The sequence below is a fragment of the Flavobacterium calami genome, assembly GCF_038290035.1.
Lineage (GTDB): Bacteria > Bacteroidota > Bacteroidia > Flavobacteriales > Flavobacteriaceae > Flavobacterium > Flavobacterium calami.
The window spans coordinates 239437-258632 of sequence record NZ_JBBYHS010000003.1; the positions used below are offsets into that span (position 1 = coordinate 239437).

The 19196-nt window shown below is 35.0% G+C and carries 19 protein-coding genes; 17 read left to right on the plus strand and 2 right to left on the minus strand.

Annotated elements, in window-relative coordinates:
- Nucleotides 1-2: 2 nt before the first annotated feature.
- Entirely contained in the window at nucleotides 3-1550 is a 1548-nt protein-coding gene (locus AAEO57_RS04015) for a PepSY-associated TM helix domain-containing protein (protein ID WP_341689723.1), read from the plus strand.
- A gap of 68 nt (nucleotides 1551-1618) precedes the next feature.
- Here the strand turns inward: AAEO57_RS04015 and AAEO57_RS04020 are convergent, their stop codons facing one another.
- Together AAEO57_RS04020 and AAEO57_RS04025 are read right to left on the minus strand one after the other, a co-directional pair.
- Entirely contained in the window at nucleotides 1619-1966 is a 348-nt protein-coding gene (locus AAEO57_RS04020; protein WP_341689725.1) for a toxin-antitoxin system YwqK family antitoxin, read from the minus strand.
- A 210-nt stretch (nucleotides 1967-2176) separates the two neighbouring features.
- A complete protein-coding gene (locus tag AAEO57_RS04025) occupies nucleotides 2177-3172 on the minus strand; it encodes a TlpA family protein disulfide reductase (protein WP_341689727.1) in 996 nt (331 codons plus the stop codon).
- A 167-nt stretch (nucleotides 3173-3339) separates the two neighbouring features.
- Here AAEO57_RS04025 and aspS point away from each other — a divergent pair, with 167 nt between their 5' ends.
- The 16 genes from aspS (at nucleotide 3340) to AAEO57_RS04105 (ending at nucleotide 19170) form a co-directional block, all read left to right on the plus strand.
- A complete protein-coding gene (aspS, locus tag AAEO57_RS04030) occupies nucleotides 3340-5091 on the plus strand; it encodes an aspartate--tRNA ligase (protein WP_341689729.1) in 1752 nt (583 codons plus the stop codon).
- A gap of 305 nt (nucleotides 5092-5396) precedes the next feature.
- Nucleotides 5397-5591, plus strand: coding sequence for a cold-shock protein (locus AAEO57_RS04035; protein ID WP_007137066.1), 195 nt, complete (start codon nucleotides 5397-5399; stop codon nucleotides 5589-5591).
- Between the two features lie 238 nt (nucleotides 5592-5829).
- Nucleotides 5830-6195, plus strand: a complete 366-nt coding sequence (locus AAEO57_RS04040; protein WP_341689760.1) for an NADH-quinone oxidoreductase subunit A — start codon at nucleotides 5830-5832, stop codon at nucleotides 6193-6195.
- 83 nt (nucleotides 6196-6278) lie between these two features.
- Nucleotides 6279-6827 carry an NADH-quinone oxidoreductase subunit B gene (locus AAEO57_RS04045; RefSeq protein WP_163391742.1) on the plus strand — a complete coding sequence of 183 codons (549 nt, stop codon included), beginning with the start codon at nucleotides 6279-6281 and terminating at the stop codon, nucleotides 6825-6827.
- A 1-nt stretch (nucleotide 6828) separates the two neighbouring features.
- On the plus strand, nucleotides 6829-7350 hold the full coding sequence (locus AAEO57_RS04050) for an NADH-quinone oxidoreductase subunit C (RefSeq protein WP_341689764.1): 522 nt from the start codon (nucleotides 6829-6831) through the stop codon (nucleotides 7348-7350).
- A gap of 25 nt (nucleotides 7351-7375) precedes the next feature.
- Nucleotides 7376-8614, plus strand: a complete 1239-nt coding sequence (locus tag AAEO57_RS04055; RefSeq protein ID WP_341689766.1) for an NADH-quinone oxidoreductase subunit D — start codon at nucleotides 7376-7378, stop codon at nucleotides 8612-8614.
- Nucleotides 8615-8666: 52 nt separating this feature from the next.
- Nucleotides 8667-9197 carry a complex I 24 kDa subunit family protein gene (locus AAEO57_RS04060; protein ID WP_341689768.1) on the plus strand — a complete coding sequence of 177 codons (531 nt, stop codon included), beginning with the start codon at nucleotides 8667-8669 and terminating at the stop codon, nucleotides 9195-9197.
- A gap of 1 nt (nucleotide 9198) precedes the next feature.
- Entirely contained in the window at nucleotides 9199-10569 is a 1371-nt protein-coding gene (gene nuoF, locus AAEO57_RS04065) for an NADH-quinone oxidoreductase subunit NuoF (RefSeq protein WP_341689770.1), read from the plus strand.
- A 159-nt stretch (nucleotides 10570-10728) separates the two neighbouring features.
- On the plus strand, nucleotides 10729-11760 hold the full coding sequence (locus AAEO57_RS04070; RefSeq protein ID WP_341689772.1) for an NADH-quinone oxidoreductase subunit G: 1032 nt from the start codon (nucleotides 10729-10731) through the stop codon (nucleotides 11758-11760).
- A gap of 2 nt (nucleotides 11761-11762) precedes the next feature.
- On the plus strand, nucleotides 11763-12818 hold the full coding sequence (nuoH, locus tag AAEO57_RS04075; RefSeq protein ID WP_341689774.1) for an NADH-quinone oxidoreductase subunit NuoH: 1056 nt from the start codon (nucleotides 11763-11765) through the stop codon (nucleotides 12816-12818).
- Nucleotides 12819-12973: 155 nt separating this feature from the next.
- Nucleotides 12974-13519, plus strand: a complete 546-nt coding sequence (locus AAEO57_RS04080; RefSeq protein ID WP_341689776.1) for a NuoI/complex I 23 kDa subunit family protein — start codon at nucleotides 12974-12976, stop codon at nucleotides 13517-13519.
- Nucleotides 13520-14059 carry an NADH-quinone oxidoreductase subunit J family protein gene (locus AAEO57_RS04085; RefSeq protein WP_341689778.1) on the plus strand — a complete coding sequence of 180 codons (540 nt, stop codon included), beginning with the start codon at nucleotides 13520-13522 and terminating at the stop codon, nucleotides 14057-14059.
- Nucleotides 14059-14379 carry an NADH-quinone oxidoreductase subunit NuoK gene (gene nuoK / locus AAEO57_RS04090; RefSeq protein ID WP_110346628.1) on the plus strand — a complete coding sequence of 107 codons (321 nt, stop codon included), beginning with the start codon at nucleotides 14059-14061 and terminating at the stop codon, nucleotides 14377-14379. Before AAEO57_RS04085 ends, nuoK begins: the two co-directional genes overlap by 1 nt.
- A 6-nt stretch (nucleotides 14380-14385) precedes the next feature.
- Nucleotides 14386-16269 (plus strand): NADH-quinone oxidoreductase subunit L, encoded by a 1884-nt coding sequence (gene nuoL, locus AAEO57_RS04095; protein ID WP_341689779.1) that lies wholly within the window; start codon nucleotides 14386-14388, stop codon nucleotides 16267-16269.
- Nucleotides 16270-16279: 10 nt separating this feature from the next.
- The gene (locus AAEO57_RS04100; RefSeq protein ID WP_341689780.1) at nucleotides 16280-17722 is read left to right on the plus strand and encodes a complex I subunit 4 family protein; all 1443 of its coding nucleotides are present in this window, start codon (nucleotides 16280-16282) and stop codon (nucleotides 17720-17722) included.
- 56 nt (nucleotides 17723-17778) lie between these two features.
- Complete coding sequence (locus AAEO57_RS04105) at nucleotides 17779-19170, plus strand: NADH-quinone oxidoreductase subunit N (RefSeq protein WP_341689781.1); 1392 nt, start codon at nucleotides 17779-17781, stop codon at nucleotides 19168-19170.
- Nucleotides 19171-19196: the final 26 nt, after the last annotated feature.

Below are 19196 nucleotides of genomic sequence, written 5' to 3' on the forward strand. Positions count from 1 at the left end.
AAATGACTAATCGTAATTATAATATCTATTTTCATACACATACTGTTAGTGGCATTGTTATCAGCGTCGTTCTTTTTGTAATTTTCTTTGCAGGTTCTTTTTCCTTTTTCAGGGATGAAATCATCAATTGGGAAAGAAATGAATCAGCTCCTATTTCAAAAGAAATTGATTTAGATTATGATGCGGCTTTCAAAAAACTGGACAAAGAATATACTCTTTACGGAAGAAACATTACGATTTCCAAACACAGTAACGAGAGAAAAGTTAACGTTAATATAGAAGGAACAAAAGATACTCTGGCTCCTGCCAAACAAAAGGAAGGAAGTTTTTTTTATTTAGATACCAAAAACCATAAAACATCAACCTACGAAGAATCGTATTCTCTTGGAGAGTTTTTATATCGTTTGCATTTCCTTGCTCAGATTCCTTATCCTGTCGGATACTATCTTTCGGGTTTTATAGCGCTGTTTTTCTTATTTGCAATAGTAACAGGCGTTTTATTACACTGGAAAAAAATTGTATCTAATTTTTATGTTTTCCGCCCGAAAGAAAAACTTAAAACTTTATGGACAGATGCACATACTGCATTAGGAATGATTGGTTTGCCTTTTCAGTTTGTATATGCGGTAACCGGTGCTTTTTTTATGATTAAACTTTTAATCGTTGCCCCGGCTGTAATGGCGCTTTACAAAGGCGATCAAAATAAATTATATAAAGAACTGGAATACACTGATCCTGATTTTAAATTTGATAACAAAAAATTAGCAGCAACATTTAGCATCAATCAACTAGTTTCAAAAGCAAAAAACAACTGGGAGGATTTTGAAATTAACCGTGTCATGATTCAAAATTACGGTGACACCAATATGCATCTCTTGATTGAAGGGGAATTGGTTAGCACCAAAAAATTTACCGGAATCGGAAAAGTGGTTTACCGCATTTCTGACGGAAAAGAAGTTGCAAGGAAAAATCCTGAAACAGAAAACTATTATTTAGATATAGTAAAAAATGTTTTGTACCGTATTCACTTTGGAGATTATGGCGGATATCCCTTAAAAATCGTAAGCTTTGTCCTTGGAATCATAACCTGCTTTGTGATTATTTCGGGAGTAATGATTTGGTTAATCGCAAGGGATAAGAAAAACATGCCGGAAAAGAAACGTCGTTTCAACGAAGATGTTGTTCGTATTTATCTGGCTATTTGTTTAAGTATGTACCCAATTACGGCATTAGCATTTATTGCAGCCAAATTGTTTTATCCATTAACACAAGCTAATATATACAGCATTTATTTTATTGGATGGTTGGTTCTTGCCCTCTTTTTTATTATCAAAAAGAATAATGCATTTACCAATAAATGGTGTCTGATTTCAGGAAGCATTTTAGGCTTTTTGGTTCCGGTGATCAATGGACTCGTTTCAGGAAACTGGTTCTGGAGTTCATTTCTTCAAAACCAGATTCAGATTTTCTTTATTGATGTCTTTTGGATTGTTTTGGCTTTAATTACACTTTACACCGCTTTTTCATTAAAACAAAAAGAATCAGAATAGCGATTTATAAAAAACAAAAAGGAGAAAATTTCATGAAATTTTCTCCTTTTTAATTAACTGAATTCATCTTAATTTGTATCTGCGACAACTTTTTCTTCTAAGTTTTTAACCGAATTAATTTTGCTGTTTGAATAATCTACCTGACAAATATTTTTATCGTTGAAATAAATCCACTTTCCGGTTTTCAATCCGTCTTTGTATTCTGCAATTGCTTTTTTATTTCCGTTCTCGTCATAAGATACCCAAACACCGTCTAATTTACCTTCTTTAAAAAAACCTTCCTGCTGTACTTTACCATTTTCATAGTAATAAGTAGCTCTAACTTTATTTCCAACAGCTTCCAATTCAGGTTTTGTTTCTTGAGCAGCTAAGATTCCTGAGAATAATACAGCAGCTAAAATTACACACTTTTTCATATCTTTAGGTATTAATGTTATCAAATCTTTATCAAAGATAATTAATTGTTTACATTAAAAAAACTTTTGCTTAACAATTTGGTAACATTGAATAAAAACTTAACATTGGAAATCAGCCTGATATAAAAAAACCAATGCTCAGGCACTGGTTTTACTGGTTTTTTAGAAAAAATATAAAATTACGATAACGTTGTAAATTTTATAAATAAACTAGTTCAATAATGAATCTAATTGTTTTTGAAGGTCTGGTGAAGATGGTCTTTCTGCATCCGGATTTACAACATTCCCTTTTGGATCAATTAGGATAAATCTTGGAATTCCGGTTACACCATAACTTGTTACAAAATCAGAACCCCAATCTTTATCTGCAAATAACTGAACGCCTCCTAAATTTTTATCCGCAACAAATTTTTTCCATTTTTCATGATCTTTTGCCTGATCTATAGAAATACTCACAAATTCAATATTTTTTCCGTGATATTTCTCTTCAATTTTTTGCAAAAATGGAATTTCTGCCCTGCAAGGCCCACACCAGGTTGCCCAAAGATCAATGTAAACATATTTACCTTTAAGATCAGAAAGCTTTGTTTTCCCTCCTTTATAATTCTCATAATCGAAATCCGGAGATGGTTTTCCTTTAAGTTTGTTTGTTTTTACATTACTTGCATAAGCCTCGCCTGCATATTGATGAAATTGAGCGAATGCATTTTTTAAAGCAGTTTGAAATTCTGCATCGTATTTACCACTTGCAAGGGTTTCGTTATCCCACTTTTTCTTTGCTTCCAAAAGTGTAGCAAACTCTTTTTCATCTTTAGAAAAAGCTTCATTTTGAAATTTCTCATTGCTTAAAGAATAAAGTGCCAGAAAATTACTTTCGTCAACACCTTTTCCTTTGTAAACAATAGTTTCATCAAATTGTTTTGCATCCATAGTCAGATTTATTTCTGAATCAGGCTTTAAATACAAACTCGAAACTTCATGCCCGTCAGAAAATTGATAAAACCCTTTTGGAGCTTCAAAAGTAGCAGCAAAAATTCCTTTTTTATCAATAGGAATAACTTGTTTAAAATCATTAGCGCCACGAATAACCAAGGTATCACTGTTTCTGTTGGCAATTTTGGCCGTAAATTTAATTTGATTCTTGGTCTGCCCATTAACGCCAAAAACGCTAAGCACAATCAAACCCAAAAGAATAATTTTTTTCATATGTGTGAAATTTATTTATTACTTGTTTCAGCAGATCAAATCTAAAGAAATTCTATGTTAGAAAATTAAGCATTAACAAAATATTTCAAATTTATAAGCATCAACTTATCACTTTACTATATTAATTTGAATTTTGTGTTTACTTTTGCAGTCTAAAATTTTGATCAATGTATAGAAGTCATAATTGTGGCGAATTAAATGCCTCAAATATTAATACCGAAGTTACACTTGCGGGCTGGGTTCAAAAATCACGCGATAAAGGATTTATGAATTGGGTTGATTTACGTGACCGTTACGGAATTACACAACTTATTTTCGACGAAAGCCGTACCGATAAAACTGTTTTTGAATTGGCAAAAACACTTGGAAGAGAATTTGTAATTCAGGTAAAAGGATCTGTGATTGAGCGTGAAGCCAAAAACAAAAATATTCCAACAGGTGAAATCGAAATTTTAGTTTCTGAATTGACTATTCTAAATTCGGCACTGACTCCTCCATTTACAATCGAAGATGACACAGACGGTGGTGAAGATATCAGAATGAAATACCGTTATTTGGATATCAGAAGAAATCCTGTAAAAAACAGCTTGTTATTCCGTCACAAAGTGGCAATGGAAGTTCGTAAATATTTGTCTGATTTGGATTTCTGCGAAGTTGAAACTCCTTACTTAATCAAATCTACTCCTGAGGGAGCGAGAGATTTCGTTGTACCTAGCCGTATGAACGAGGGGCAGTTTTATGCTTTACCACAATCTCCTCAAACTTTCAAACAGCTTTTGATGGTTGGGGGAATGGACAAATATTTCCAAATCGTAAAATGTTTCCGTGACGAAGATTTACGTGCAGACCGTCAGCCTGAGTTTACTCAGATTGACTGCGAAATGGCATTTGTGGAGCAAGAAGACATTTTGAATATTTTTGAAGGATTGACAAGACACTTATTAAAAGAAATTAAAGGTATTGAAGTAGATAAATTCCCAAGAATTACCTACGATTATGCCATGAAAACATACGGAAACGACAAACCGGATATTCGTTTTGGGATGAAATTTGGTGAATTGAACGAATTTGCACAACACAAAGAATTCCCTGTTTTTAATTCAGCAGAATTAGTGGTCGGAATTGCGGTTCCTGGCGCCGGAAATTATACCCGTAAAGAAATCGACGGATTAATTGACTGGGTGAAACGTCCGCAAGTTGGCGCTTCCGGAATGGTTTATGTAAAATGCAATGAAGATGGAACCTATAAATCATCTGTGGACAAATTCTACGATCAGGATGATTTGACAAACTGGGCAAAAGCAACAGAAGCAAATCCCGGAGATATGATTTTTGTACTTTCTGGTCCAGCAAACAAAACACGTGCTCAACTTTCTGCTTTACGTATGGAACTGGCTACACGTTTAGGATTACGTAATCCTGATGAATTTGCTCCATTATGGGTTGTAGACTTCCCATTATTGGAACTTGACGAAGAAAGCGGTCGTTACCACGCCATGCACCACCCATTTACTTCTCCAAAACCAGAAGATATGGCTTTATTAGAAACAGAACCTGGAAAAGTGCGCGCAAACGCTTATGATATGGTTTTAAACGGAAACGAAATTGGAGGTGGATCGATTCGTATTCACGATAAAGCAACGCAACAGTTAATGTTCAAATATTTAGGATTTACCGAAGAAGAAGCAAAAGCCCAATTCGGATTCTTAATGGATGCCTTCCAGTTTGGAGCACCACCACACGGAGGACTTGCTTTTGGTTTAGACCGTTTGGTCGCAATTTTAGGCGGACAGGAAACTATTAGAGATTTTATTGCTTTTCCTAAAAACAATTCGGGACGTGACGTAATGATAGATGCTCCTGCTGCTATTGATGATGTACAATTGAAGGAATTACATATTAAAATTGACACTGTTTAATTTTAAAAAAAGTTTTACACCAAAAATGCAGCTGAAATTTCAGCTGCATTTTATTTTTTATCAAAAAATCATAATTTTTCTCTGATATTGATTTTTTCCAAATATTAAATTCTTACAATTTGTTGTTTTTTATATTCTTACAATTAATGATTCTCAAATAAGGGCATTTCATATAAAAAAACTTGCAATAAACAACGTAAAAACACTGGAAATCAATAATTTTTACAAAAAATTAACACGTACATGTCTTTTGTATTAGTTAATATATTACATTTGCTTTATTATAAATTATTATTACAATTACAATGCGTACAGGTACAGTAAAATTTTTCAATGAATCTAAAGGTTATGGATTCATTACAGACGAAGAAACAGGAAAGGACATCTTCGTTCACGCTTCAGGAATTAACGCGGAAGAATTACGCGAAGGTGACCGTGTAAGCTACGAAGAAGAAGAAGGAAGAAAAGGGAAAGTTGCTGCTAAAGTAGCAGTAATCTAAGAAAAATATAGCAATTTATTTTTTTTGCCTGAATGGTTTAAAACGTTTCGATTTATTTCGAAACGTTTTTTTTTGCTTTCTTGTTAAAAAAATGTAAAAGTTTAATTTGTTATTTATAATGAATAAAAATTACACTCAAACCCTGTCCGGCACTATACTTAAATCATTTTTTAGCTTGTGATTTACAGAGTTGAAAGCTATCTTTGTGGCTTATTTTTTAAGTAAAAAACCTAAGTTTATGCAATCTGACCAATACAGCTATCTTCCGATTTTAATGCAGCTAATATTAGCTGTGGGTTTTGTAGCAGGAACAATCATTATTTCTGGGAAATTAGGCCCTAAAAGAACTTCTGAAACTAAAGATAAAAATTTCGAATGCGGTATTGAATCTGTGGGTAATGCGCGTATTCCGTTTTCAGTAAAATATTTCCTTGTGGCCATTTTATTTGTTCTCTTTGACGTAGAGGTTATTTTTCTTTATCCATGGGCTGTGAATTTCAAAGAACTTGGAATGGAAGGGATGCTGAAAATGATTGTTTTTATGGCTTTGCTTTTAGTTGGTTTTTTCTACATCATCAAAAAGAGAGCTTTAGACTGGGAATAAAAAAATATTCGTTTTAAATTATAAATGCTGAATTATAAATTATTTGAACATTCAAAATTTATAACTCAAAATAACAATACAAAATGAGCGATTCAAATGTAAATATGGTTGCCCCTCCGGAAGGTGTTGTTGGTGAAGGTTTTTTTGCCACAAAACTAAATGACGTTGTAGGTCTGGCACGAGCGAATTCTCTTTGGCCATTGCCTTTTGCAACTTCATGCTGCGGAATCGAATTTATGGCAACTATGGCTTCACATTACGATTTGGCACGATTTGGTTCTGAACGTGTGAGTTTTTCTCCACGTCAGGCTGATATGTTGATGGTAATGGGAACCATCTCTAAAAAAATGGCGCCAATTTTAAGACAGGTTTACGAACAAATGTCTGAACCACGATGGGTAATTGCTGTTGGAGCCTGCGCATCATCAGGAGGTATTTTTGACACTTACTCTGTTTTACAAGGAATTGACAAAGTTATTCCGGTTGATGTCTACGTTCCTGGATGCCCTCCAAGACCTGAACAAATTGTTGACGGCGTAATGAAACTTCAAGAATTGGTAAAAAACGAATCTGTGAGACGAAGAAGCTCTCCGGAATACCAAGAATTATTAGCTTCCTATAACATTTCATAAGATGGCTTTAGAAAACAACCTGATTCAGGACAAACTTACAGAAACATTTAATGAAAGTGTTTTTAACTTTCAACAAGAAAGAGATATTTTTTCATTTGAAACTTCTGCTGATAAAATTACAGCCCTGATTCTTTTTTTAAAAAATGATACTGATTTACGTTTTCATTTTTTAACTGATTTATGCGGTATTCACTATCCGGATAATGAATCAGAACGCCAGTTTGCCATTGTATACCATCTTCACAACTGGTACGACAACAAACGTATCAGAATTAAAGTGTATCTTAATGGTGAAAAACCTGAAATTAAAACGATTTCAAATATCTTCTTAAGCTCTAACTGGATGGAAAGAGAAACATACGATTTCTTTGGGATAAACTTTATTGGTCATCCGCAATTGAAACGTATTTTGAATATGGATGAAATGGTCTCTTTTCCTATGAGAAAGGAATTCCCAATGGAAGACAGCGGAAGAACAGATAAGGATGACAGATTCTTTGGAAGAACAACAACAAATTGCTAAAAAATAAATAATTCAACATTATAAAATGTCAGAACTATTATTATCACCAGAGCATCGATATGCTAAAATAATAAAGGAAAAACTAAACGAAGACGGAAGCGAGCTTTCAGTACTAAATTTAGGTCCTACTCACCCTGCAACTCACGGTATTTTTCAGAATATCCTGTTGATGGACGGTGAAAGAATTCTTGAGGCAGAACCAACTATTGGTTACATTCACAGAGCATTCGAAAAAATTGCCGAAAATCGTCCTTTTTACCAAATTACTCCTCTGACAGACCGAATGAACTATTGCTCCTCTCCTATAAACAATATGGGGTGGTGGATGACTTTAGAGAAATTACTTGGAATCGAAGTTCCAAAAAGAGCTCAATATTTGCGAGTGATTGTAATGGAATTAGCTCGTATTACTGACCACTTAATATGTAATTCGATTTTGGGTGTTGATACTGGCGCTTATACCGGTTTCTTATATGTTTTTCAATTTAGAGAAAAGATCTACGAAATCTACGAAGAAATTTGTGGTGCCCGTTTGACTACCAATATGGGAAGGATAGGCGGATTTGAAAGAGACTGGTCTCCAGCCGCTTTTGCAAAACTTGACAAATTCCTTGAAGAATTTCCAGTTGCATGGAAAGAATTCGAAAACTTATTCGAAAGAAACAGAATTTTTATTGACAGAACTGTAAACGTAGGAGCAATCTCAGCAGAGAAAGCAATGGCTTACGGATTTACAGGGCCAAACTTACGTGCTGCAGGAGTGGATTATGACGTTCGTGTGGCACAGCCTTACTCCTCTTACGAAGATTTTGATTTTATTGTTCCTGTTGGAAAATCAGGTGACACTTATGATCGTTTCTGTGTTCGTAATGCCGAGGTTTGGGAAAGTTTAAGCATTATTCGTCAGGCATTGGACAAAATGCCTCCAGGAAACGAATATCATGCAGAAGTACCTGATTATTATTTGCCTCCGAAAGAAGATGTATATAATTCAATGGAATCGTTGATTTATCACTTTAAAATTGTAATGGGAGAAGTGCCTGTACCAGTTGCAGAAATTTATCACCCTGTTGAAGGTGGAAATGGAGAAATCGGATTTTACTTAGTGACAGACGGAAGCAGAACGCCGTACAGATTACATTTCAGAAGACCTTGTTTCATTTATTATCAGGCATATCCTGAAATGATTAAAGGTGCTTTACTATCGGATGCAATTGTTATTTTGTCAAGTTTAAATGTAATTGCAGGAGAATTAGACGCATAAAAAGATTTCAAATTGTTGATTAACGATTTTAGATTTCAGATTTAAAAGAAAAATGGAAAGAAAACAGTACAAACAAGAAATAAATATGACTGAAGCATTGATGTCCCGCATCAATGAACTGATTAGTCATTATCCTGAAGGAAAACAAAAATCGGCATTATTGCCTGTTTTACATGAAGTTCAGGATGCGCATAACAACTGGCTTAGTATTGAACTACAGGATAAAGTGGCTGAAATCCTTCAGATCAAACCAATTGAGGTTTACGAAGTGGTTACTTTTTACACTATGTTCAACCAGAAACCAATTGGGAAATACATGTTTGAGTTTTGCCAGACTTCTTGTTGTTGTTTAAATGGTGCCGAAAATTTAATGGATTATACTTCTGAAAAATTAGGCATCAAAATGGGTGAAACAACTCCAGACGGGATGTTTACTATTGCCGGTGTAGAATGTTTAGGTGCCTGCGGATACGCTCCAATGATGCAGTTGGGCGATTTCTACAAAGAAAAACTGACAGAAGAAAAAATCGATCAGTTAATTGCTGATTGTAAAGAAGATAAAATAATATTACACGATAAATAAGATGTCCAAAAAAATATTATTAGACAAAATCAACATTCCAGGTATTAAGACCTACGAAGTATATCGTCAAAACGGCGGTTATGCATCTGTAGAAAAAGCCTTAAAAACACTTACGCCTGACGAAGTTGTTGAAGAAGTAAAAAAATCAGGAATCAGAGGTCGTGGTGGAGCAGGTTTCCCGGCGGGAATGAAATGGAGTTTTATTGACAAAAAATCAGGAAAACCAAGACATTTAGTTTGCAACGCTGATGAATCTGAGCCAGGGACTTTCAAAGACCGTTATTTGATGGAATTTATTCCTCACTTATTGATCGAAGGAATGATTACTTCTAGTTTTGCTCTTGGCGCAAACCTATCCTACATCTACATTCGTGGAGAATACATGTGGGTTTTCAAAATTTTAGAAAAAGCAATCAACGAAGCAAGAGCTGCAGGTTGGTTAGGAAAAAATATATTAGGTACAGGGTACGATTTAGATTTATATGTTCACTGCGGAGCAGGAGCTTATATTTGTGGAGAAGAAACTGCACTTATTGAATCACTGGAAGGTAAAAGAGGAAATCCTCGTATTAAACCACCTTTCCCAGCCGTATCAGGTCTTTGGGCAAATCCAACGGTGGTAAACAATGTGGAAACCATTGCTGCAGTGCCGTGGATTATCAACAATTCTGGTGATGAGTATGCTAAAATTGGAATTGGCCGTTCTACAGGAACTAAATTAATCTCCGCTTCTGGACATATTAAAAACCCGGGAGTTTACGAAATTGAATTAGGATTATCTGTAGATGAATTCATGAATTCTGATGAGTATTTAGGAGGAATGTCTTCAAACAGACCGTTGAAAGCTTTAGTACCGGGAGGATCTTCTGTACCAATTTTACCAGCTGAATTGATCTTCAAAACAGCTAATGGTGAAGACCGATTAATGTCTTATGAATCTTTGAGTGATGGTGGTTTTGCTACCGGATCGATGTTAGGTTCAGGAGGGTTTATTGTGTATAACGACACATCATGTATAGTGAGAAATACATGGAATTTTGCTCGTTTTTACCACCATGAATCCTGTGGACAATGTACACCATGTCGTGAAGGAACCGGCTGGTTAGAAAAAATATTGCATCGTATTGAAAACGGTCACGGCCGTGAAGAGGATATCGAATTATTATGGAGTATTCAAAGCAAAATCGAAGGAAACACGATTTGTCCGCTTGGTGATGCGGCTTCATGGCCTGTCGCAGCTGCTATTCGTCATTTTAAAGATGAATTTGAGTACCATGTTCGTTTCCCTGAAAAAATAAAACACAGAGATCATTTTGTTGCTGAACCATTTTCGCAAGTGAAACATTTGGTAGGCGGCAAGGTAATCGTATAAAATAAATTAAAAAGTTAATAATATTAAAAGGACAGCAAACTCTTTTAAATATTCCGACTTTCAACAAAAATTTAAGATAGTTTCAAGTTTCAAGTTATTTAGTTTCAAGTTCAATACCCTGAAACATTAAACCTGAAACTAAAAAAACAAAATAAAGAGATGAAAGTAACCATAGACGGTCAAAGTATTGACGTAGAACCAGGAACTACCATCCTGCAGGCTGCACGTATGATTGGAGGAGATCTAGTTCCACCAGCCATGTGTTATTACTCAAAATTAAAAGGGAGCGGTGGAAAATGCCGTTGCTGTTTAGTTGAAGTTTCAAAAGGAAGTGAAGCCGACCCAAGACCAATGCCAAAATTAATGGCATCTTGTGTGACAGGCTGTATGGACGGAATGGAAGTAAACAGTAAATCGTCTGCCAGAGTAACTGAAGCCCGTAAATCTGTAACGGAATTTTTATTAATCAACCACCCACTGGACTGTCCGATTTGTGATCAGGCTGGAGAATGTGATTTGCAGAATTTAAGTTTCGAACACGGGAATCCAAAATCACGTTATATCGAAGAAAAAAGAACATTCGAACCTGAAGATATCGGTCCGAATATTCAACTGCATATGAACCGTTGTATTTTATGCCAAAGATGTGTACAGGTTGCAGATCAATTGACAGATAACAGAGTTCACGGCGTATTAGACCGTGGAGACCACGCTAATATTTCAACAGGAATCTCAAAAGCAATCGACAATGAATTCTCCGGAAACATGATTGACGTTTGCCCTGTTGGCGCTTTAACAGATAAAACTTTCCGTTTTAAATCAAGAGTCTGGTTTAACAAACCTTATAACGCACACAGAGAATGTACTACTCCTGGATGTTGCGGTAAAACAACCGTTTGGATGTTTGGAGGCGAAATTCAACGTGTAACGGGTCGTAAAGATGAGTATCATGAAGTAGAAGAATTTATCTGCAACAGCTGTCGTTTTGACCATAAAGATGTTAATGACTGGGTTATTGAAGGACCAAGAGAATTTGAAAAAGATTCTGTTATCAACCAAAACAACTACACTCAAAAATTAGAGAAAGTGCAAATCGACACCGAAAAGAATATTCTTTTGGGTAGAGATGTTGACCGTAAAAAAATTAGTATGGCTGAAATTCCGTTGAACACTAACAACAAAAATTCTTAAACATGGTAGATAGTGCATTTATTATAGAGAAAAGCGTTGTTATTGTAGTGGTTTTTGCCGTAACTATGATTATGGCCATGTATTCTACCTGGGCAGAGCGTAAAGTTGCTGCTTTTTTACAGGATCGTGTAGGACCAAACCGCGCCGGATGGGGAGGATTGTTACAGCCTCTTGCAGATGGTTTGAAATTATTTTCGAAGGAAGAATTTTTCCCGAATACGCCAAATAGATTTTTATTCGTTGTAGGGCCGGCAATTGCCATGAGTACTGCTTTGATGACAAGTGCTGTTATTCCGTGGGGAGACAGATTGCATCTTTTTGGAAGGGATATTTTATTACAGGCTACTGACATTAACATTGCGTTGTTATACTTCTTTGGAGTTGTTTCAGTGGGAGTTTACGGAATCATGATTGGCGGATGGGCTTCAAACAATAAGTTCTCTTTGATGGGAGCAGTTCGTGCTGCTTCGCAAATGGTTTCTTATGAAGTTGCGATGGGATTATCGATGATTGCTTTGTTGATGATGACCGGAACTTTAAGTTTAAAAGAAATCTCTGAGCAACAGGCCGGAATGAACTGGAATGTTTTTTATCAGCCTTTATCTTTCCTTATTTTCCTTATTTGTGCTTTTGCAGAAACCAACAGAACACCTTTTGATTTGGCAGAATGTGAATCGGAGTTGATTGGTGGTTACCATACTGAATATTCATCTATGAAAATGGGATTCTATTTATTTGCTGAATATGCCAATATGTTTATCTCTGCAACTATTATTTCTGTATTGTTTTTTGGAGGTTACAACTATCCGGGAATGCAGTGGATGGTTGAAAATGTTGGAGTAAATACAGCGAACCTATTAGGAATAGCAGTTTTATTTGCCAAAATATGTTTCTGGATCTTTTTCTACATGTGGGTTCGCTGGACGATTCCAAGATTCAGATATGACCAGTTGATGAATTTGGGATGGCGAATTTTGATTCCGCTTTCTATTATTAATATCATGATTACGGGTGCTGTTATTTTAAGACACGATATTGCAGCCGCTTTAGGATTCTAAGAACCGTAACGCCATAGCCCTGATAGAAGCGGCATCCTTTTATGGTGGGGTTCACCATAAAAGATACAGCGGATAGCAGGATTAGCTACTAAATAAAAAAACGAATAGATTGGATTTGGTCTAATCATCAAATTGAATCACAAATTATACTTTAAATGTCAATAGAAACTATATCATTATCGGGTAGAAAAAAGCTGGTCTCTAACAAGGAGATGACTTTTTGGGAGCGATTGTATCTTGTAGCGATTGTAAAAGGTTTATTGATTACTATCAAACACTTTTTCAAGAAAAAAGCTACTATTCATTACCCGGAACAAGTTCGTGAAATGAGTCCTGTTTACCGTGGTCAGCACATGCTGAAACGTGACGAACAAGGCCGTGAAAACTGTACTGCCTGTGGTTTATGTGCTTTATCATGCCCTGCAGAAGCGATTACAATGAAAGCTGCCGAGCGTAAGGCTGATGAAAAGCATTTGTACAGAGAGGAAAAATATGCTGAGATTTATGAAATCAATATGCTTCGTTGTATTTTTTGTGGTCTTTGTGAAGAAGCTTGTCCAAAAGATGCTATTTATTTGACAACTTCAAAAGTATTGGTGCCTTCAAGCTACGAAAGAGAAGATTTCATTTTTGGAAAGGACAAATTAGTGATGCCGCTGGAAATGGCGATCAAAAATGCTCAACTTAATAATGCTAACTAAATGATACATATTCCTGATTTTGCACACGCAACTACTGTACAAGTTATATTTTGTTTCTTAGCGTTTATCACGGTAATTACTGCCTTTTTGACCATTTTTAGCCGAAATCCAATTCACAGTGCTATTTATTTAGTGATTTGTTTCTTCTCGATTGCAGGTCATTATTTGTTACTAAATGCCCAGTTTTTAGCTATTGTACATATAATAGTCTACTCGGGGGCGATTATGATTTTGTTCCTCTTTACGATCATGCTTATGAATCTGAATGAGCAACGAGATGTACACCGTCCAAGGATTACCCGTTTGGGTGCGATTGTTTCTTTTTGTTTGATTGTTATTGTACTGATTACAATTTTCATTAACTCAAAACCAATTGTTGGCGAATACGATTCAAGCGGAGAAGACTTTCAATCAATTAAAGTTTTAGGTAAAATATTATTGAACGAATATATGGTTCCGTTCGAATTTGCCTCAATTTTGCTTTTAGTGGCAATGATTGGAACAGTATTATTGTCTAAAAAAGAAAAATTAAATAAATAATGGATAATATATTAAATCAAATAGGTATAGAAAACTACATCTTTTTAAGTGTTGTACTTTTTTGTATTGGTATTTTTGGTGTATTGTACAGACGAAATGCTATTATCGTTTTCATGTCTATCGAAATCATGCTAAATGCAGTAAACCTTTTATTTGTGGCTTTTTCAACATATCATCAGGATGCACAGGGACAGGTTTTTGTGTTCTTTTCGATGGCGGTTGCAGCGGCTGAAGTTGCTGTAGGATTGGCTATTTTAGTTTCGATCTTTAGAAATTTAGGTTCGATTAGTATCGATAATTTAAAAAATTTAAAAGGATAAATGGAAATGGATACCAATTTAGCTTTACTATTAGTACTTACTCCTTTTTTAGGATTTTTAATTAATGTTTTCTTTGGAAAAAACTTAGGCAAAACAGTTTCTGGAGCAATCGGAACCATAGCTGTAGCAATTTCTTTCATCGTTACTCTTATACTTTTTAATCAAATAACTTCAACCGGAAAAGGAATCGAAGTTACTTTATTTGACTGGATTCAGATTAGTAACTTAAAAATCAATCTTGGATTTTTATTAGATCAGTTATCTGTTCTTTGGTTATTGTTCGTAACCGGAATCGGATCATTGATTCACTTATACTCTATCAGTTACATGCACGATGATGAGAATATGCATAAATTCTTTGCATATTTAAATCTATTCGTATTCTTTATGATTACACTTGTAATTGGAAGTAACTTATTAGTATTATTTATCGGTTGGGAAGGTGTTGGACTTTGTTCTTACCTGTTAATTGGATTCTGGCATAAAAACCAGGATTACAATGATGCTGCGAAAAAGGCTTTCATCATGAACAGAATTGGAGATTTAGGTCTTTTAATTGGTATGTTCATCATTGGTTCAATGTTCTCTACGTTAGATTATGCAACTTTAAAAACGGCAATTGCGGGAGCTTCAAACTTAAATTTGCCATTACTTTCTTTAGCTGCTTTATGCTTGTTCATTGGAGCTTGTGGTAAATCTGCTCAAATTCCGTTATATACCTGGTTACCTGATGCGATGGCCGGACCAACTCCGGTTTCTGCATTGATTCACGCAGCTACGATGGTTACAGCTGGTATCTTCATGGTAACGAGATTAAACTTTGTTTTTGACCTTGCTACAGATGTTCAAACTGTTATTGCGGTTATTGGAGCTATCACTTCATTAGTTGCTGCAACAATTGGTTTAGTTCAAACTGACATCAAAAAAGTATTGGCCTACTCTACCGTTTCTCAATTAGGATTAATGTTTTTAGCATTAGGATTTGGTGCTTATGAAGTAGCTGTTTTCCACGTAATTACTCACGCTTTCTTTAAAGCTTGTTTGTTCTTAGGATCAGGATCTGTAATTCACGGATTACACGGAGAGCAGGATATGCGTAAAATGGGAGGGTTGCGTAAAGCAATGCCAATCACATTCTGGACCATGTTGATTTCTTCATTAGCGATTTCAGGAGTTCCATTCTTCTCTGGATTCTTTTCTAAAGATGAAATTTTATTGACGGCTTTCGAACACAGTAAAACATTATACGTTATTGGATCAATTGCTTCAATCATGACAGCTTTCTATATGTTCCGTTTAATGTTCTTGACTTTCTTCAAAGAATTTAGAGGAACTGAAGAACAAAAACACCATTTACATGAAAGTGGTTCATTAATTACTATTCCACTTATCATCTTAGCTATTTTAGCAACTTTTGGAGGATTGATAAGTTTACCTAGACACAGTTGGCTAAATGAATATCTTGCTCCGCTTTTCACGAAAGTGGCCGGCGAAGAACATCATTTAGGCGCAACTGAATATACTCTTATGGGAGTTGCTGTTTTAGGCGGATTACTAGGAATTTTAATTGCTTACATTAAATATTTTAAACAAGATAATGTTCCTGAATCTGATGAAAACATTACAGGTTTGAGCAAAGTTTTATATAACAAATATTATGTAGATGAAATCTATGATGCCATATTTGTTCGTTCTGTAAACGGATTGTCAAAATTCTTTAGAGACTATATCGAAACTGGCTTATCGACACTTGTTTTCGGATTAGGAAAAATAACAAATGAATTAGCTTTTCAGGGTAAAAAAATACAAACCGGAAGTATTGGATTATATCTTTTTATTTTCGTGTTAGGTCTTTGCGCCATTGTATCCTATATCTTTTTAGCTCAATAATATTATTACTATGAACGTTTCTACTATATTAATTATACTTTTAATTGGTGCATTTGCCACTTATTTTTCTGGTGACAAACTAGCTTCAAAAGTTGCTTTGCTATTTAGTTTAGCAGCTTTAGGATGTTCAATTGTATTATTGAATAATTATAATGCAGGCGAAAATATCAGCGTAATCAACAGCTGGATTACACAACCTAAAATTTCTTTCGCTTTAAATGCAGACGGACTTGGACTTGCAATGGTTTTATTAACTCTGGCATTAACTCCGATTATCATATTTTCTTCTTTTGGAAATGAATATAAAAATGCGAAAAGTTTTTATGGACTGATTTTGTTCATGGCATTTGCAATGACAGGAACTTTCTTAGCTGCTGATGGTCTTTTATATTATATTTTCTGGGAGTTAGCGTTAATTCCAATTTACTTCATTGCTTTGATTTGGGGTAACGGAGATGCTGATGAACGCAGAAAAGCAGTGGTTAAATTCTTTATTTACACACTTGCAGGTTCCCTATTCATGCTAACTGCTTTTATATATTTATCTCAAAAAGCAAACGGAAGTTTCTTAATTGAAGATTTATATAAATTAGAACTATCTGCCTGTGAGCAATTCTGGATTTTCTTAGCTTTCTTCTTAGCTTATGCTATTAAAATTCCAATTATTCCTTTCCACACCTGGCAGGCAAATGTGTACCAAAAAGCACCAACAGTTGGAACCATGCTTTTATCCGGTATCATGCTTAAAATGGGATTGTACAGTGTAATTCGCTGGCAATTGCCAATCGCTCCGCTTGCTGCAAAAGAATACCTTGCTATTTTTATTGCTCTGGGAATTGCCGGAGTTATCTACGGATCAATCGTGGCTTTAAGACAAAAAAATTTAAAGAAATTATTAGCATACTCCTCTCTTGCACACGTGGGATTAATTGCTGCGGGATCTTACACTCTAACTCTTGATGGTTTACGCGGAGCAGTTCTGCAAATGATTGCGCACGGTTTTGTTGTGGTAGGTTTATTCTACGCTGCCGAAGTAATTTTCAGAAGATTTGAGACAAGAAACATTTCAGAATTGGGCGGAATCCGTACCCAGTCTCCTAAATTTACATCCATGTTTTTAATTTTGGTTTTAGCTTCTGTGGCTTTGCCTGGTACTTTTAACTTTGTTGGAGAATTTACAGTTTTATACAGTCTTTCTCAAATCAATATCTGGTTTGCTGTTCTTGGTGGAACTACTATTATTTTGGGAGCTTATTATATGTTAAGAATGTTCCAGCATGTTATGTTAGGCGAAACCAATTCTAAGACTTTTACAGATGTTACGCTTAACGAAGGAATTTCATTTGCTGTAATTATTGCTGTTTTATTATTCTTTGGTTTCTATCCAAAACCAATTACAGATTTGATTACACCAAGTTTAGAAACGATTTTAAACGTTATCAATAAAAATTAATATTTTAAATAAAATAAATTAGGGCGTTTTAGATTTCCTAAATCAAAAAAACAAAAATGAATACATTAATAGCTATAACAGGATTAGGTGTTTTCTGCCTATTGTTTGAAATTCTAAATTTTAGAAAAGGCATCGTTCCGTTTACCATTTTAGGCTTATTGGGTGTCTTGGCGCTTAATTTTTATGAATTTGGATCAACAGAAAGTTACTACCACAATATGATAACAGTGAGTAAATTCTCAACTGCATTTTCATCATTGTTTGTCATCTTAACTATATTTCTTGTAGCTTTAAGTCATAATTTTTATGAAAATCATCAGACAAAAATTTCAGATTTTGTTGCTATAAAAGTATTTTTATTAGCAGGAGCCGTAGCTATGGTTTCTTTTGGGAACTTAGCGATGTTTTTCCTTGGAATTGAAATTCTGTCTATTGCACTTTATATCCTTGCCGCAAGTGATCGTCTGAATATAAAAAGTAACGAAGCAGGTATGAAATACTTTTTGATGGGATCATTCGCTTCAGGAATTATTTTATTCGGAATTTGTCTGATCTACGGAGCAATGGGAAGTTTTGATGTAGTTGAAATCAGCGAATTTTCTTTATCTGCCGAATTGCCAATCTGGTTCCCTATCGGAATGATTTTATTAACAATCGGAATGCTATTTAAGATAGCCGCAGTTCCTTTTCATTTTTGGGCTCCGGATGTTTATGAAGGTTCTCCTGCCTTAACCACTGCCTTAATGAGTACTTTGGCAAAAGTAGTGGCCATTGCAACGCTATTCAAATTAATTTCAGGTTTGAATTTAATTCCGTCATTAGAAAATCAGGATCATTTAAATACTTTCGAGAATATCATCGTAATTATTTCAATTGCTTCAATGACCGTTGGTAACATCATGGCTCTGCGTCAGGTAAATGTAAAACGTATGCTGGCTTTCTCAGGAATTTCTCACGCTGGTTTTATGTTAATGACTTTCTTAACTGTTGCCACTTCTGCAGGAGTTTTATTGTACTATACTGCAGCTTATGCTTTAGCGGGAATTGCTGCTTTCAGCGTTATTTTATATGTATGTAAAAATCAGGACAACGAAGATATTACCAACTTTCACGGTTTAGGAAAAACAAATCCTTTATTGGCGGCTATATTAACCGGATCGTTATTATCTATGGCCGGAATTCCGATTTTCTCAGGATTTTTTGCGAAATTATTTTTATTCAACCAGACAATTCAGGCGGGTCATATTGCTTTAGTAATTGTAGCCGTAATCAACTCAATTATTAGTGTTGGATATTATTTCAAACTGATATTGGCAATGTACTCAAAAGAACCAAATCAGGAGCGTACCGGAAAACCTTTCCTTATTTATGCTGTTGCCATCATTTCTATTGCTTTGAATATAGCTTTAGGCTTATTCCCGTCATTAGTTTTAGATTTATTGAATTAAAAAATTCAACCTTTATAACACAAATC